Below are 16,326 nucleotides of genomic sequence, written 5' to 3'. Positions count from 1 at the left end.
GGGGGCGGAGGGTGCCGCGCGCTGGTGCGAAGCCCCCTCTCGCAGGGGGGTAAACCCCACCCCCGCCGGTGCCGCAAGCCGCCCCCCAGCGGCGTAAAGCCAGGTTAAGGACGACCCCTTGGCCTTCTCGTCCTCCGCGGGTACGAACCCTCCCCGACCTCTGGTACGGAGATACCCCTAGGGGTGGTCCACCGCCGGGTGGACTCCTTCTCGGGGTCGGCTCCACCCACCGGCCCAGTCGGCGTCCACCCTCCGGCCGCGCCGGGGCCGACTCACCCCTCACGTGGCAAGCTGTCGTACCGGGATAGGTGCATAGGGCACGGGCTGGACGGGTGCACGGGCACGGGACGTACGGGTGCACAGGGCACGTGCCTGGACGGGTGCGGGGAGCACGGGCCGGACGGGTGCGGGAAGCACAGGAAGCAGGGGAGGGGTTTGCGGTGGGGAGCACGACACCCGCGATACGCGGCGGCGCCACGGCACGTCGGGACGACCGCAGGAGAGGCGCGGTGGTCGCCGCGCTGATGCTCTCGATGGCGCTGGCCGCGCTCGACGCGACCGCCGTCTCCACCGCCGTACCCCAGATCGTCGGGGACCTCGGCGGGTTCTCGTACTTCTCCTGGCTGTTCTCCGGCTATCTCCTCGCCGTCACCGTCACCCTCCCCGTCTACGGCCGCCTGTCCGACACCTTCGGCCGCAAGCCGGTCCTGGTCGTGGGCGCGAGCGTGTTCCTGCTGGGCTCGCTGCTGTGCGCGTCCGCCTGGAACATGGGGGCGCTGATCGCGTTCCGGATCGTGCAGGGCCTGGGCGGCGGGGCGTTGCAGGGCACCGTGCAGACCCTGGCCGCCGACCTGTACCCGCTGGCGGAACGCCCCAGGATCCAGGCCAGGCTGTCCTCGGTGTGGGCGCTGTCGTCGGTGGCCGGCCCGGGGCTCGGCGGACTGCTCGTCGCGTACGCCGACTGGCGCTGGATCTTCCTCGTCAACCTGCCGATCGGCGCGGCGGCACTGTGGCTGGTCGTCCGTCATCTGCACGAGCCGGAGCGGGAGAAGGCCGCCCGTGCGCGCGTGGACTGGGCGGGCGCGCTCGCGGTGTTCGCGTGCGGCGGGGTGCTGCTGACCGCCCTGGTGCAGGGCGGGGTCGTCTGGCCGTGGCTGTCGGCGCCCTCGCTCGCCCTGTTCGGCACGGGGCTCGCCCTGGCCGGCGCGGTGGTGTGGGTGGAGCGGCGGGCGGAGCAGCCGATCATGCCGGGGTGGGTGTGGCGGCGGCGTACGATCGCGGCCGTCAACCTGGCGTGCGGCTCGCTGGGGCTGCTGATGGTGGCGCCCACGGTGTTCCTGCCGACGTACGCGCAGTCGGTGCTCGGGCTCGCGCCCGTGGCCGCCGGCCTGGTGCTGTGCGTCTGGACGTTGACCTGGTCGGGTTCGGCGGCGCTCAGCCAGCACGTGTACCGGCGCATCGGCTTCCGCGACACCGCGCTGATCGGCATCGGCCTGGGCACGCTGATCCTGCTCGCGTTCCCGTTCCTGCCGTATCCCGGGTCCTGGTGGCAGCCGACGCTGCTGATGCTGGTGCTGGGCGGGGCACTGGGGCTGTTCCAGCTGCCGCTGATCATCGGGGTGCAGTCGTCGGTGGGCTGGGCCGAGCGCGGTACGGCGACCGCGTCGGTGCTGTTCTGCCGGCAGACCGGACAGACCGTGGGCGCCTCCCTGTTCGGCGCCGTCGCCAACGGGGTGCTCGCCGCACGGCTGGGCGGCGCGGGCGACCTGGAGTCCGTCACGCGCGCGCTGGACGCCGGTACGGCCCCGGAGGCGACGCGACGGGCGATCGCCGCGGCGGTGCACGCGGTGTACTTCGGCGCGGCGTGCGCGGCGGCGGTGGCCTTCCTGGTGCTGCTGCTGGTGGCACCGCGGAGGTTCCCGGTGCGCGAGGAGTAGCGGGACGGACCCCGGTCAGCCCCGGTCACGGGCGGCACGCGCATACCGACTGTCCAGTTGGACGAAAACGCCGCGCGGAACCTTAACTCGCGAGTAACGTGCGTGACTCCGCTCGCCCCCACCCACCTCCCTGCGGTCCGCCGCCACGGACCCGAGCCACGCAAGGAGCCCCGGGATGGCCTTCGACGCGCCCTACGACTCCCATGACGACCCGCCGCGGCAACCCCCACAACAGTCCCCACACCCACAGCCCCCGTACCCGCAGCCCCCGTACCCACAGTCCGCACAGCCACAGTCCGCACGGCCACCGTCGTACCCCACCTACCCCTGGCAGCCGCCTCCCCCGCAGCCGCCGCGACCGCGCCCCGCGCCGCCGCGCGAACCCCTCGGCCGCCACCGCGACCTGCGCCTGCTGCGCCGCGCCTACGGCCGGCAGCGGCGCACCGCGTCACTCACCGCGCTCGGCTACTTCACGCTGTTCCTGGTGCTGTCCGCGTTCGCCCCGCAGGTCATGACCCGCACGGTCACCGACGGCATCCCCGCCGGCCTGCTGCTGGCCCTGCTCCAACTCCCGGTCACCTGGCTGGCGATCGCCCTGTACGAGCACACCGCGCGCCGCCGTGTCGACCCGCTCGCGGACCGCATCCGCAAGGAAGCCGAACTGGACGCACGACGAGGAGCGGCCCGATGAGCGGCTTCACCGGCTCGGCCCAGACGATGTCCCTGGTCGCCTTCTCCACCGTCGCCACCCTCACCCTGCTGCTGTGCGTGATGACGGGCCCGGACCGCGACGACCTCGACGAGTTCTACACCGGCTACGGCACCCTGTCCCCGCTGCGCAACGGCCTCGCCATCGCCGGCGACTACATCTCCGCGGCGAGCGTCCTCGGCACGGGCGGGGTGATCGCCCTGTGCGGCTACGACGGTGTCGTACTCGCCCTCAGTACGACCCTGTCGCTGATGCTGCTGATGTTCCTGCTGGCCGAACCGCTGCGCAACGCGGGCCGGTTCACCATGGGCGACGCGCTCGCGCGCCGGCTGCCGGGCCGCGGGGTGCGCATCGCCGCGTGCGTGGTGACGATCGCCGCGCTGCTGCCGTTGATGCTGGTCCAACTGGCCGCCACCGGGCAGCTGATGGCGTTCGTCCTCGGCTTCTCCAGCGCGTCCCTGAAGGCCGGCTGCGTCGTCTCACTCGGCGTGCTGATGATCAGTTACGCGGCGATCGGCGGCATGAAGGGCACCGCGCTCATCCAGATCCTGAAGATCGTGATGCTGCTCGGTTCGGGCGCGCTGGTCGCCGCCCTGATGCTGAGCCGCTTCGACTGGGACCCGGGCGCCCTGTTCACCGCGGCGGCCCGGCGCAGCGGTGCCGGTACGGCCTTCCTGCACTCCGGGCTGCAGTTCGGCACCGGAACCCGCTCCCGCGTGGACATGATCGCCTCGGAGCTGACCGTCGTACTCGGCGGCGCCTGTCTGCCGCACGTCACCATGCGCATGTACACCGCCTCCAGCGCCCGCCAGGTGCGCCGCTCGATGTCGTGGGCGGTGTCGGTCGTCGCCCTGTTCGTGCTGGTCGTCACCGTGGTGGGGTTCGGTGCCACGGCGCTGCTCGGCCGTACGGCGATCGCGGCGGCCGACCCGCAGGGCAACACGGCCTATCTGCTGGGCTCGCGGGCGGTGTTCGGCGCCGAGGTGTCGACCGCGGAGACGTTCCTGTTCACCCTGGTCACCACCGCGGTCTTCCTGACCATGCTCGCCTCGGTGGCCGGGATGATCCTCGCCTGCGCCAACTCCCTTGCCCACGACGTGTTCGCCGCACGGTCGCCCACGATGCCGGCCCGCCGGGAGATGGCCCTGGCGCGCGCGTCGGCGCTCGCCGTCGGCGTGCCGACGATCCTGCTGGCCATCCTGGTGCAGCGGCACAGCCTGCAGCCGCTGGTGACCCTCTCCTTCTGCCTGGGCGCCTCCGCGCTGGCGCCCGCCCTGGTGTACGGCCTCTTCTGGCGCCGCTACACGCGCGGCGGGCTGATGGGCACGCTGCTCGGGGGCTCGCTGACCGTGCTGCTGCTCATGCCGGGCACCGATCTCGTCTCCGGCTCGCCGGCTTCGGCCTTCCCGCTGGCCGACTTCAACTGGTTCCCGTTCACCACCACCGGCATCGTCTCCATCCCGGCCGGCTTCTTCTTCGGCTGGCTCGGCACGGTCCTCTCCGACCGCCGCGAGGCGGAGGAACAGCGGCGCCAGTACGAGGCGGTGGAGGGCTGGATCCTGGCGGGGGCGGTACGCAGGGAGCGTTGAGGGCGGTACGTGGGGGGTGTTGAGGGCGGTACGCAGAGGGCGTTGAGGGCGGTACGCAGAGGGCGTTGAGAGCGGTGCCCGGCGCTCACTCCGGTGCCGCCGCCCCGCCGGTCAGCATGCCGAGCCGGTCGCGTACCCGGTCCGTCTGCGCCTGTACGTCGTCCCAGGCCGCGCCGTGCGCGCGCAGCACGCGTTCCGTCCGGCGGGCGATGCGGTCCGCGTGCACGCGGGCCTCGGCGACGATCTCGGCGGCACGCGCGCGTGCCTCCTCCCGCGAGCGGCGCGCCGCCTCCCCGGCCTCGCCGTAGGCCCGTTCCGCCTCCGCCAGGGCGGCCTGCGCGCGGGAGAGGCGCTCGGCGTACCCGGCCTCGAACGCGGCCTGCCGGTCGGCCTCCTCCCGCTCCAGCGCGGCCCGGCCACCGGCCTCGTCCCTGGCCCGCTCGTCGAGGAGGCCGGTGGTGCGCTGCCGCGTCTCGCGCAGGGCGGCGAGCGTCTTCCCGCGCCCCTCCTTCACCTCGCGCCGGGCGCCGATGCGCAGGGCGTCGGCCTCGGCGCGAGCGGCGAGCAGCCGCCCGCGGGCGTGCTCCTCGGCCTCCGCGCGCAGCGCGTCCGCCGCTTCCCGCGCCGCTCCGCGCACGCTGTGAGCATCCGCCTGTGCCTGCGCCACCTGCTCCCGCGCCGCGCGCCGCGCGCTCTCCCGCACCCGTTCCGCCTCCTGGAGCGCGCTGCGGAACAGCTGCCGCGCACCCTCCCCGAGCGACTCGTACGTCTGCGGGGCGAGGTGCGCGACGACCTCGCGCAACCGCGCGGCCCGCGCCTCCATGTCCTTGGCGAGCACGGTCAGCCGCGCGGCGCGCTCCCACGCCGCGTCCCGGTCGTACGCCAGGACCTCCGTGTACGCGTCGACCTGGTCGGGGCGGTAGCCGCGCCCCCGTACGGTCACGTAGCCGTGCGGCGTCTTCGATGCGCTGCTCACCCTGGGAACCCTCTCCGCGGATTTACACGACAGGACGATGTCGCGCACATCTTGAGGGATCAGACATAAGCGCTCATAACGCGACACTCCGCGGCCACGACACGTTCAGAAATGGGTCCGAGCCCGGCACAGGCACCGGGAAAGGCGCCGAACGAAGCGGCCGGACAAAGCAGTAGGCCCTTCACGCGTACGCGTGAAGGGCCTACTGCGAGTGGAGGAGCCCCCGTCCCGGACCTCAGTCAGCCCGTCAGGCCGTCAGCCGTCAGGCCGTCAGGCCGTCAGGCCGTCAGCGTCAGGCCGTCAGGCCGTCAGGCCGTCAGGCCGTCAGGCCGTCAGGCCGTCAGGCCGTCAGGCCGTCAGGCCGTCAGCGTCAGGCCGTCAGGCCGTCAGGCCGTCACAGGAGGCCGTCCCACATCTGCTCCAGCAGCACCGACCACCAGCTCTCCGGCGAACCGAGCGCCGCCGGGTCCAGTGCGGACAGCTGCGCCTGGAAGTCGACGGTCCAGCGGCCCGCCTGCTCCTGGTTCAGCCCGTACCGCAGCCGCCACATCCGGCCCAGCAGCGCGAGCGAGCGCGCGAACTCCGGCAGTCCGGTGTTCACGAACTGCGGCGGCACCGGAGCACCGCCCGGACCCGCCTCCACCGGTACGGCCACGATGTTCGCGGTGCCGTACTGCACACAGATCGCCCGGCCGAAGTCCGTACCCATGACGAGGTACGAACCCGCGTCCGAGGCCGGCTGCACACCGCGCTCCGCCGCCAGCTCGGCCAGCGTCGGCACCGGGCGGCCCGGCTGTGCCTGCGCCCAGAAGAACGGGCTCATGTCCATCGGAAGACCCGCCACCAGCAGCGTGTGCGCCACGACCGGCGGCACGCCCTGACGCGACACCGCCTGCTGGTCGAACCGGAAGACCCCCGGCCCGAACGCCGCGGCCAGCTCCTGCCCGATGCCCTCCGGCGGGATCGGCGGCGCCACCTGCACCGGCGGCAGCGGAGCCCGCACCGGCGCGGGCCGCGCGGGGCCGTCCGCCACCTGGTGCAACTCACCCTGGTGCGCCAGCAGTTGCTGCATGCCCTGCTGCCGGCTCGTGTGGTCCGTGCCGTACGGCGCGATGGACGTGATGCGCGCCTGCGGCCACTGCTCGCGGATCATCCGCGCGCAGTACGCGCCCGGCAGCTCGCAGGACTCCAGCTCCGTGTGCAGCTCCAGCACCTGGTCCGGCGGCACGTTCATCGAGCGCAGCTCGTGGAAGATCTGCCACTCCGGGTGCGGCGTGCCCGGCGCCGAACGCCGGATCAGCTGCTGCTCCGAGCCGTCCTGCGCGCGGTAGCGCAGGACGGCCTGATAGCCCGGTCCCACCGTCGGCCGCCCCTGCGGCGGGTAGCCGTACGCCGGCGGCGGACCCTGCATCGGGCCGCCCGGCGGCGGCATCGCACCCGGCGGCATCGGCTGCGGGGCACCCGGGACACCGGGCGGCATGCCGGGGGCGCCCGGAGCGCCGAGAGCGCCCGGGGCGGGCGGCGGTGGGGGCGGCGGCGCGCCCGGACCGCCCACGGGAGGCGCGGCCAGCATGGTCTCCGCCTGATGCACGGCACCGGGGGCGGCAGACATGCCTGGAGCACCTGGAGCACCTGGCGGCATACCAGGGGCGCCCGGAGGCTGCGGAGCGCCGGGCACGGGGGGCATGCCGGGGGCGCCGGGCGGGTTCGCCATCCCCGGGGGCGCGGGAGGCTGCGGCACGCCGCCTCCCAGCTGACTCGGGTCGGCCAGCATCGTCGCCGCGTGGTGCACGTTGCCCGGCGGCGTACCACCGGAACCACCCGGGGCACCGGGCGAGTTGGGGGCACCCGGAGCGCCAGGAGCACCCGGGGCACCCGGAGCGCCGGGAGCACCAGGCGCGCCGGGCGCGGCCGGAGCGCCGGGCCCGCCAGGGCCGACGGGCTGCATCAGCTGGGTCGGCACATAGCCGCCCGCGGGCGCGCCCGGAGTACCCGGCGCGCCGGGCGGAGGCGGCGTGCTCCCCGGACGCGCGCCCGGTGCACCCGGGGCGCCCGGCGGAGGCGGCGGCGTACCCGTCCCACCGCGCCCCTTGCGGGGCGGCGGCGCGGCCTTGCTCGTCGCGGCGTCGGCGATGTCACCGGCGTTCGGCGCGAGCGGCCGCCCGGCACCCGGCCCGGCCGGAGTCTGCGACGCGTCCGGCGCACCGCCCGGCCCGGACGGATAGCCGTACCCGGAAGCACCCTGCGGACCACCGGGGACACCCGGCTGAGAACCGGGGCCCTGCGGGTAGCCGTACGTCGGCCCACCGGGCGCCGGCGGAGGCGGAGGCGTGCCGCCCTGCGGCACGGGGGTACCCGGGGCGGGGGTACCCGGGGCAGGGATGCCGGGAACCGGCGTGCCCGGAGCGGGCGTTCCGGGGGGAGGTGTTCCGGGGGCGGCAGGTGCGGCGGGCGTCCCGGACATGCCCGGGACGTTCGAGCCGTCGAGCGCGGGCGCGACCGTCGTGCGCGGCAGTTGGCTGCCGCCCGACATCAGCGCCGTCTTCGCGTCCGGAGCGGCCGCCGGCGGGCGCCGCGGCGCATCGTCCGTCCCGCTCAGCGGCGGCGCGAACACCGTCGCGGGCAGCGGAACCGAACGGTCCTCGCCCGAATCCCCGTTGGTGTCCGTACCGGCCCACGGGGTGGCACCGGCAGGCGCCTCCGGCGCACCGGCACCCGGCGCCGGCCACGCCGTACCGCTCCCGGCGCCACCGCCCGTACCCGCGCCGCCGGTTCCCGCGGTCACCGGAGCCACGGCCTGCGTCTCGGCAAGACCATCGGCGACACCCACGGAACCCGAACCGGAACCAGCACCAGCACCAGCACCGGAACTGGCACCAGCACCAGCACCGGCACCGGCACCGGACGCACCCGCACCCGCCACGCCCACGCTCGCACCCGAGCCCGAACTCTCGCCCCGCCGGTCCGGAATCCCCAGCTTGTCCGCCGCCTCCTGCAACCACTCCGGCGGACTGATCAGGAACGACGTCTGGTTCAGGTCCACCCGCGCCGGCGCCGGTGCCGGCGTCGCGGCCTCGGCCTCGTCGGGACGGCCGTACTCCTCCTCGTACCGGCGGATCACCTCGCCCACCGGCAGCGACGGCCACAGCGTGGCCGTCCCGTCCTGGGCGATCACCAGCCGCTGGCCGCCCGCGTCCGAACGCGGGCCCTCCGCGCGGTCCTCGCCCCACACGACGAAGCCCAGCTCGAACTCCCGCACCCGCACCTCACGATGCTGGTACGCGGGAACGTCCCCGTTGATCCACTCCTCGGCGCGCTCCTGCGCCTGCGCAAACGTCACCATCGTCCGGACCTCACTCCCCCACCGACGCCGAGGACACCGGGACGGCACGCGCGAAACCGCCGTCCACCATCAGGTTCGCCACTGTCTCCAGCTCCGGCGGATTGCCGGCCAGCCGCGACAGGAACGCGTCGAAGTCGTCACCGCACGGCAGCAGCAGCCGCTCCACCCGCTCGGCCGGCGGCCACGACGGATCCACGTCCCGCACGTCGTCGTACGCGCAGAACCAGACCGAACCGATCCGCTCGCCCTTCGCCTTCACCGCGAGCAGACCGCCCTGGACGAACCCGACACCCAGGTAGTCCTTGGTCAGATGGTCCCGCAGGCACTTGTTCACATACACGAGGTCGTTCACCGCGGCCTCGTCGCGCACCGTGAAGAACGGCTGGTCCAGCAGCAGCCCCAACTGGGCGTCGAGCGCCGCGCCCACCGGGGCGCACCCGCCCGCCGCCTTCAGGAACGAGCGGTACGCGCCGGGCAACCGGTAGCCGAGATCCTCCTCGACCCCCTGCACCTGCGACTCCGTCACCGCCACGCCCGACTTCGGCAGCCCGAAGTGCGCCGGACGCGTCTCGTTGAGCGGCCGCGTGCCCCGCTTGGCGTGGTCCACCGCGGTCGTCGCCAGCCCGCCGTGATGCCGCAGCAGCGCCTTCACCTCGACCGGGACGAGCTCCAGGCGCCGCGTACCCGCGACGTGGTGCCACGTCCAGCCGTGCGGCGTCGCCACGGCGGGCACCGTGTCCCACAGCTCATGGCCCGAGGTCGCGAGCGCCGCGTTCGCCGACACGAAGTCCGTCAGCCGCAGCTCGTCGACACCGAAACCCTCCGGCGGCTCGGCGATCTCCGCCGCCGCGCGCGCGTAGGGCCCGAAATCGGGGTAACCGTGCTCGTCGACCCGTACTCCTCTGGGGTGACGCGCCGCCCGCACCGGATCCGGGAAATGCACGACCTGCCCGGCATAGGCCGCGTTCGGCGGCGCGGCTTGCTGCCCGAGCCGACCTGTCGTCATGGCGGTTGCCCCCTGCGGCATCTGTACGGGCCGGCACCGCACCCTCTTTGGTGCGCCCCGACCCGTATCCGACTTGTCTCTCCAACGTCACGGACGCATCGACCGCGCCCATCGCGGTGCCGACAGCCTATGCGGTACGCGCACCCCGGTCACCGGCCCACCGGCCCCCTCCCCACGTCCGCCCCACCTCCACCCCTCTCCGTCCCTCTCCTCCGCCCCTCTCCACCCCGCCCCCTTCCGTGACCAGCCGTCACCCCACCGTGACGGCCGGCACGAACCCTGGCGTGTCGCACGGCCCCAGCTTCCGCACCAGCCACGGCATTTGGCACTCTGTGTCCTTCAGGGGGGATGCCCGGGAGGGAAAGACGATCATGAATACGATGCAGACCGGAGGTGGCGACGTGCGGTCCGGCGACCCACGCATCGGCTGGAGCGGCACCGACACGGCCCCCGCCCCCACCCTGCTGCACCGGCGCGACGGCATCCTCCCCACCGTCGCCGCCGCCCTCTCCGTGCGCGGCGCCACCCTCACCGGCACCGCCGCCCGCGGAGACCACGCCCCACCCCTGCACCCGCTGGTCCAGGACTTCCTCGACACCCTCACCAGCGCCCAGCGCGACCGCTTCACCGGCCGCTGCGCCGAGACCATCCTCATCTCCCGGCACATCACCGCCGCCGACGCCACCCGCAGCAAACGCGCCGCCCGCAAGCCGATGACCAACGGCGAGGCACGCAAGGCCCTCAAGCAGGCCAAACTGACCGCCCGCCGCATACGCGAGGACGGCGACCCGCTGCACGGCGGCTTCGCCACCCCCTGCCGCGCCTGCACGGCCCTCAGCGCCCACTTCGGCGTCCGCATCGTCGACCCCGCCACCGCCGACGCCTGATCCCCCCACCCCGATCCACTCCGCTCCACCCCACTCACCCCCGGCCCGCCCCACCCACACGCACGTACTGACGCACACGCACACGCACACGCACACACGCACACGCACGCCAGAACCACCCACCCATCACGACGATCGAAGGGCCGATGCACACCGACCGCACCTCGACCACCCGCTTCCCCGTCACCGTCGACGTCGCCCTGCGCGCGGCCGGCTGGCAGCCAGGACGCTGGGACATGAGGCAGGCCGAAATCTGGGCCGACACCCTGCGCGAACACACCTCACCGGCCGGACACCGGCATACCGTCTTCCCCGCCGCCGTCGAGGCCTGGGCCGAATTCGGCGGCCTGCGCGTCACCCCCGGCGGGCCCGGCCGCCAGGTCGCCCCCGCCACCTTCCACCTCGACCCGCTCCACGGCCTCCACCACGCCCGCACCCTCGGCGACCTCGGCCGCGCCCTCGGCACCGAGATCAGCCCACTCGGCGAGGAGACCGACACCGCCGCCCTCCTCGCCATCGACACACAGGGCCGCGTCTACACCATCGACCACACCGGCGACTGGTACGTCGGCCCCGACATCGACCACGCCCTGACCAGCCTCATCGCCGGCACGGAACCCACCCGCCTCACCACCGGCTGACCCCCGCACCGCCGCACCGCCTACGCGGCCGGAATCACCGCCGACACGCGGAAGCCCCCCGCGTCCGTCGGCCCCGACACGAACACACCGCCCAGCGCCACGACCCGCTCCCGCATCCCCAGCAGACCGTTACCGCCCGACGGCAGCCCCGCGGCCGACGCCGGCCCCAGCTCCGGCGGACACTCGTTCTCCACCTGCATCGCGATCTCCGCCCGGCGATGCGCCAGCCGCACATGGGTCCGCGCACCCGCCGCGTGCTTGTGGACGTTCGTCAGCGCCTCCTGCACCACCCGGTACGCCGTCTGCTCGACCTGCGCCGCATACACGCGCACCTCCCCCTCCACCGTCAGACGCACCACCATCCCCGTGGCCGCCGACTGCCCGATCAGCTCCTCCAGCTCCGACAGACACGGCCCCTCGGCACCCGCCTCGACCGCCTGCTCGGCCCCCGCCCGCGACGCCGCCTCGGCCGCCGCCACCCGCACCGCGGCGAGCGGCACCGACGCCGAACGCCGCTCCCCACCACCCGCCGCCTCCCCCGCACGCAGCACACCGAGCATCTCCCGCAACTCGGTGAGCGCCTGCCGGCCCATGTCCCCCACCAGCGCCGCGTTCCGCACGGCCTTCTCCGGATCCTTGCGGGCCACCGCCTGCAACGCCGCCGCGTGCACCACCATCAGACTCACCCGGTGCGCGACCACGTCATGCATCTCCCGCGCGATCCGCGTCCGCTCCTCGCCCCGCGCCCACTCGGCCCGCTCCTCCGCGCGCTCCGCCAGCAACTGCAGCTCCCGCTCCAGACTGTCCGCCCGCTCCCGCAGAGACTCCATCAGCCGGCGCCGCGCACCCACGTACAACCCGAGCAGCAACGGCGGGGCCGTCAGCCCCAGCGACGTCGTGATCGAAGCGAACGGAACGAACCAGTCACCCAGGGTCAGATCGCCCTGCGCCATGTCCTGCCGGACCCGCACGAACGTCACGATCATCGTGCCCAGCAACGACATGCCCGCCAGCGCCACGATGATCCGCCGCGGCAGCTCCGCCGCGGCCAGCGTGTACAGGCCGACGATGCCCATCAGGAAACCCATCTGGGCCGGCGTGACCGCGATCGCCACCAGCACGACGGCGATCGGCCACTTCCTGCGCACCAGCAGCACCGAACCGGCGATCAGCCCGAAGACGATCCCCAGGGACGCCGGGATCCCCGCGTCCCGCGCGAACGGGATCCCCTCCGCACCGCATTCCACGGCGGACACCAGCGCGAGACACCCGTCGAGCACCGCACTGCGCCACCTCCCCCACCACCACGGGCCGGCCAGGGCCCGGGTGTGCTCTTCCCCCGTCGCGGTCATGCCTCCAGCCTACGGGCGTAGACCACAGGTTTTCCGGTGAGTTTCACCTCCCGCCCGGGTCCACACTCCGTAACCGAGCGACCTCGAAACCTTCCGATATCCCTCGAACTGGTGAACTCCTGCCGTTCGACCCCGGAACATCACATTCCGGCCGGACGGTATGCCTATGACACAGACACCTGGCAAGTACGCCGACTTCGAGGGGCTGCGCGAGCGGGCGATCGCCTTGCGGCGGGCGAAGCGCCCGCACGCGAAGGACGACCTCCGGGACAGGGCGCGAGAGCTGCGACTCCAGGGGCGGACGTACGACCAGATCCAGGTCGAGCTGGGCCGCTCGAAGAGTTCGATCTCGCTGTGGGTGCGGGACCTGCCAAAACCGGAGCGCCGGAAACGAACCCGCGAGGAGGCCTCGGCGACCGCGAAGCGGGGCTGGGAAGCCCGGCTTCGGCTACGCGACGAGGAGCGCCGGCGCACCAAGCAGACAGCGGCGGCAGAGGTGGATCGGCTGACCGACCGCGAACTGTTCCTGATCGGCGTGGGCCTGTACTGGGCCGAGGGCTCCAAGAGCAAGCCGTACAGCCGACGGGAACGCGTGACCTTCGTGAACAGCGATCCGGACATGATCACGGTTTTCCTGGCCTGGCTGAAGCTGCTGCGCACCGATCCGGGCACCCTCAGGTTCGCCGTACAGATCCATGAGACGGCGAACGTGACGGGCGCCGAGAAATTCTGGGCCGACCATGTCGGCATCGAAACGACCGAGCTCCTGAAGACCACGCTCAAGAAGCACAACCCCAGTACCAACCGGAAGAACACCGCCGAGAGCTACTACGGTTGCCTCCGCGTGGACGTGAGGGACGGAGCCGAGTTGTACCGTCGCATCGAAGGCTGGTGGTACGGCATAGTAGGGGCTGTCACCGCGGCCGATCTTCCAAATCGGACATAGCGGTAATCCCGGGTCGTCTAAGGGCAAGACGTCAGATTTTGGTTCTGATCATGGGGGTTCGAGTCCTCCCCCGGGAGCACATACTCGGTTCGGGTCCTGACCGGTGACACCACCGTCAGGGCCCGCACTCATATCCGCCCAACCCCACCCCGGTATCCTGCGGCTGTCACCCCCACCCACCCTCAGCCGAAGGGCAACTCCGTGAGCGCCATTCGCCCGGCAGCCGTCGTCGTTCTCGCAGCGGGTGAGGGCACCCGTATGAAGTCGGCCACACCGAAGGTCCTGCACGAGATCTGTGGCCGTTCCCTGGTCGGTCATGTGCTGGCCTCGGCCCGTGAGTTGGACCCCGCGAACCTGGTCGTCGTCGTGGGTCACGCCCGTGAGCAGGTCACCGCGCATCTGACGGAGATCGACCGCGGTGTGCGCACGGCCGTGCAGGCGGAGCAGAACGGGACGGGGCACGCCGTACGGATGGGGCTGGAGGAGCTGGGGGGGACGGTCGACGGGACGGTGGTCGTCGTCTGCGGGGACACTCCGCTGCTGACCGGCGAGACGCTGAAGCGGCTGGCCGCGACGCATCAGGCGGACGGCAACGCCGTGACGGTGCTGACGGCGGAGGTCCCGGACGCGACCGGGTACGGGCGGATCGTGCGGGACGAGGCGTCGGGCGCGGTGACCGGGATCGTGGAGCACAAGGACGCCTCGGCGGCGCAGCGTGCGATCCGGGAGATCAACAGCGGGGTGTTCGCGTTCGACGGGGAGTTGCTGGCGGACGCGTTGAAGAAGGTGCGTACGGACAACAGTCAGGGCGAGGAGTACCTGACGGATGTGCTCGGGATCCTGCGGGAGGCGGGGCACCGGGTGGGTGCGTCGGTTGCCGGTGATCATGAGGAGATCGCGGGGATCAACAACCGGGTGCAGCTGGCGCAGGCTCGGCGGTCCCTGAACGAGCGGTTGCTGGCGCGGGCGATGCTCGACGGGGTGACGGTGGTGGATCCGGCGACGACCTGGGTGGATGTGACCGTGACGTTCGAGCGGGACGCGGTGGTGTATCCGGGGACGCAGCTGACGGGGTCGACGCATCTGGGTGAGGGTGCGGAGGTCGGGCCGAACTCGCGGCTCAGGGACACGCGGGTGGGTGCGGGGGCTCGGGTGGACAACACGGTGTCGGACGGGGCGCGGATCGGGGAGGGTGCGTCCGTGGGGCCGTTCGCGTATCTGCGTCCGGGGACGCGGCTGGGCGAGAAGGCGAAGATCGGTACGTACGTGGAGACGAAGAACGCGGCGATCGGTGCGGGGACGAAGATTCCGCATCTGTCGTATGTGGGGGACGCGACGATCGGTGATTTCACGAACATCGGCGCTGCCAGTGTGTTCGTGAACTATGACGGTCAGGAGAAGCACCACACGACGGTGGGGTCGCATTGTCGGACCGGTTCGGACAACATGTTTGTGGCTCCTGTCACGGTCGGGGACGGTGCGTACACCGCCGCCGGGTCTGTGATCACGAAGGACGTGCCGCCCGGTTCGCTGGCCGTGGCCCGCGGTCAGCAGCGGAATATCGAGGGTTGGGTGGCTCGTAAGCGTCCGGGGAGTGCGGCCGCGAAGGCGGCCGAGGCGGCGTCCGGGCGGGGCGTGAGCGAGGACTGACCGGAAACCGGTGCGTCAAACACGGCGTACCGTGATAAGTGCACACCCGCACCCTTACCAGCTGAAGCGCCCTCTCTTGCCCAGCCGAGAGGTCGCCGAGCAGCCGGCTTGGCTGAGACACCTCTGAGGAGACAGTGCTGTGACCGGGATCAAGACGACCGGCGAGAAGAAGATGATGTTCTTCTCCGGCCGCGCCCACCCCGAGCTTGCCGAGGAGGTCGCCCACCAGCTGGGTGTCGGGGTCGTCCCGACGAAGGCCTTCGACTTCGCGAACGGCGAGATCTATGTCCGCTACCAGGAGTCGGCGCGTGGTGCGGACTGCTTCCTGATCCAGAGCCACACGGCTCCGATCAACAAGTGGATCATGGAGCAGTTGATCATGATCGACGCGCTGAAGCGTGCGTCGGCGCGTTCGATCACGGTGATCGTGCCGTTCTACGGTTATGCGCGGCAGGACAAGAAGCACCGTGGGCGTGAGCCGATCTCGGCGCGTCTGATCGCGGATCTGATGAAGACCGCGGGTGCGGACCGGATTCTGACGATGGATCTGCACACGGACCAGATCCAGGGCTTCTTCGACGGTCCGGTGGACCATCTGTTCGCGCTGCCGCTGCTGGCGGACTACGTGGCCGAGAAGGTGGACCGGGGCAAGCTGACGGTGGTGTCCCCGGACGCCGGCCGGGTGCGGGTGGCGGACCGCTGGTGCGACCGTCTGGGTGCGCCGCTGGCGATCGTGCACAAGCGTCGTGACAAGGACGTGGCGAACCAGGTGACGGTCCACGAGGTCGTGGGTGAGGTCGAGGGCCGGGTGTGTGTCCTGGTCGACGACATGATCGACACGGGTGGCACGATCTGTGCGGCCGCGGACGCGCTGTTCGCGCACGGTGCGGAGGACGTCATCGTGACGGCGACGCACGGTGTGCTGTCGGGTCCGGCGGCGGACCGGCTGAAGAACTCGCGGGTGAGTGAGTTCGTGTTCACGAACACGCTGCCGACGCCGGGTGAGCTGAGCGCGGATCTGGACAAGATCAAGGTGCTGTCGATCGCTCCGACGATCGCGAGTGCCGTGCGTGAGGTGTTCGAGGACGGTTCGGTGACGAGCCTGTTCGACGAGCAGTGAGCCACTGACGCCGCTTGAAGATCCTTTTGGGTGCGGCCTCCCTTGCCGAGTAGACTGCTGCAGTTGCTCGGCGAGGGAGGCCGTGGCCGTTTCGGCGGTTCGCGGTGGTCCGTTATCGACGCGCTCTTCGTAGCAGGCCGTTCGTGGCCGGGTGACCACGTCCGTTCTGT

At 72.3% G+C, this 16,326-nt stretch carries 12 protein-coding genes and 1 tRNA gene; 9 read left to right on the top strand and 4 right to left on the bottom strand.

Annotation, left to right across the window (positions count from 1 at the left end):
- Positions 1-440: 440 nt before the first annotated feature.
- The 3 genes from ACGFYV_RS09045 to ACGFYV_RS09035 all read left to right on the top strand — a co-directional run bounded on the left by ACGFYV_RS09045 (position 441) and on the right by ACGFYV_RS09035 (position 4,235).
- Entirely contained in the window at positions 441-1,937 is a 1,497-nt protein-coding gene (locus tag ACGFYV_RS09045) for an MFS transporter (protein WP_393877691.1), read from the top strand.
- A gap of 175 nt (positions 1,938-2,112) precedes the next feature.
- Positions 2,113-2,628 carry a DUF485 domain-containing protein gene (locus ACGFYV_RS09040; RefSeq protein ID WP_393877690.1) on the top strand — a complete coding sequence of 172 codons (516 nt, stop codon included), beginning with the start codon at positions 2,113-2,115 and terminating at the stop codon, positions 2,626-2,628.
- Positions 2,625-4,235, top strand: coding sequence for a cation acetate symporter (locus tag ACGFYV_RS09035; RefSeq protein ID WP_393877689.1), 1,611 nt, complete (start codon positions 2,625-2,627; stop codon positions 4,233-4,235). The genes ACGFYV_RS09040 and ACGFYV_RS09035 overlap by 4 nt, the downstream gene beginning before the upstream one ends.
- A gap of 85 nt (positions 4,236-4,320) precedes the next feature.
- Here ACGFYV_RS09035 and ACGFYV_RS09030 read toward each other — a convergent pair whose 3' ends face one another.
- The 3 genes from ACGFYV_RS09030 to ACGFYV_RS09020 all read right to left on the bottom strand — a co-directional run bounded on the left by ACGFYV_RS09030 (position 4,321) and on the right by ACGFYV_RS09020 (position 9,560).
- Positions 4,321-5,211 carry a cellulose-binding protein gene (locus tag ACGFYV_RS09030; RefSeq protein WP_393877688.1) on the bottom strand — a complete coding sequence of 297 codons (891 nt, stop codon included), beginning with the start codon at positions 5,209-5,211 and terminating at the stop codon, positions 4,321-4,323.
- 394 nt (positions 5,212-5,605) lie between these two features.
- The gene (locus ACGFYV_RS09025) at positions 5,606-8,554 is read right to left on the bottom strand and encodes an SUKH-4 family immunity protein (RefSeq protein WP_393877687.1); all 2,949 of its coding nucleotides are present in this window, start codon (positions 8,552-8,554) and stop codon (positions 5,606-5,608) included.
- A 10-nt stretch (positions 8,555-8,564) separates the two neighbouring features.
- Positions 8,565-9,560, bottom strand: a complete 996-nt coding sequence (locus ACGFYV_RS09020) for an SMI1/KNR4 family protein (RefSeq protein ID WP_393877686.1) — start codon at positions 9,558-9,560, stop codon at positions 8,565-8,567.
- A gap of 371 nt (positions 9,561-9,931) precedes the next feature.
- Between ACGFYV_RS09020 and ACGFYV_RS09015 the strand changes: the two genes are divergently transcribed.
- Together ACGFYV_RS09015 and ACGFYV_RS09010 are read left to right on the top strand one after the other, a co-directional pair.
- Positions 9,932-10,447 (top strand): YwqJ-related putative deaminase, encoded by a 516-nt coding sequence (locus ACGFYV_RS09015; RefSeq protein ID WP_393877685.1) that lies wholly within the window; start codon positions 9,932-9,934, stop codon positions 10,445-10,447.
- A gap of 146 nt (positions 10,448-10,593) precedes the next feature.
- Entirely contained in the window at positions 10,594-11,088 is a 495-nt protein-coding gene (locus ACGFYV_RS09010) for an SUKH-3 domain-containing protein (RefSeq protein WP_393877684.1), read from the top strand.
- 20 nt (positions 11,089-11,108) lie between these two features.
- On the opposite strand, the gene ACGFYV_RS09005 is transcribed toward ACGFYV_RS09010, so the two are convergent.
- Positions 11,109-12,440, bottom strand: a complete 1,332-nt coding sequence (locus ACGFYV_RS09005) for a sensor histidine kinase (protein ID WP_393877683.1) — start codon at positions 12,438-12,440, stop codon at positions 11,109-11,111.
- Between the two features lie 166 nt (positions 12,441-12,606).
- Between ACGFYV_RS09005 and ACGFYV_RS09000 the strand changes: the two genes are divergently transcribed.
- From ACGFYV_RS09000 to ACGFYV_RS08985, 4 genes are all read left to right on the top strand, one after another.
- Entirely contained in the window at positions 12,607-13,386 is a 780-nt protein-coding gene (locus ACGFYV_RS09000) for a hypothetical protein (RefSeq protein WP_393877682.1), read from the top strand.
- Between the two features lie 6 nt (positions 13,387-13,392).
- Positions 13,393-13,463, top strand: a tRNA-Gln gene (locus ACGFYV_RS08995).
- Between the two features lie 124 nt (positions 13,464-13,587).
- Positions 13,588-15,036 carry a bifunctional UDP-N-acetylglucosamine diphosphorylase/glucosamine-1-phosphate N-acetyltransferase GlmU gene (gene glmU / locus ACGFYV_RS08990; RefSeq protein ID WP_393877681.1) on the top strand — a complete coding sequence of 483 codons (1,449 nt, stop codon included), beginning with the start codon at positions 13,588-13,590 and terminating at the stop codon, positions 15,034-15,036.
- 139 nt (positions 15,037-15,175) lie between these two features.
- Positions 15,176-16,156 (top strand): ribose-phosphate diphosphokinase, encoded by a 981-nt coding sequence (locus tag ACGFYV_RS08985; protein WP_393877680.1) that lies wholly within the window; start codon positions 15,176-15,178, stop codon positions 16,154-16,156.
- Positions 16,157-16,326 lie beyond the last annotated feature (170 nt).

The sequence above is a fragment of the Streptomyces sp. NPDC048297 genome, assembly GCF_043201585.1.
Lineage (GTDB): Bacteria > Actinomycetota > Actinomycetes > Streptomycetales > Streptomycetaceae > Streptomyces.
Note: the sequence above shows the minus strand (reverse complement) of the source record. Positions and strands in the feature narration are given on the sequence as shown.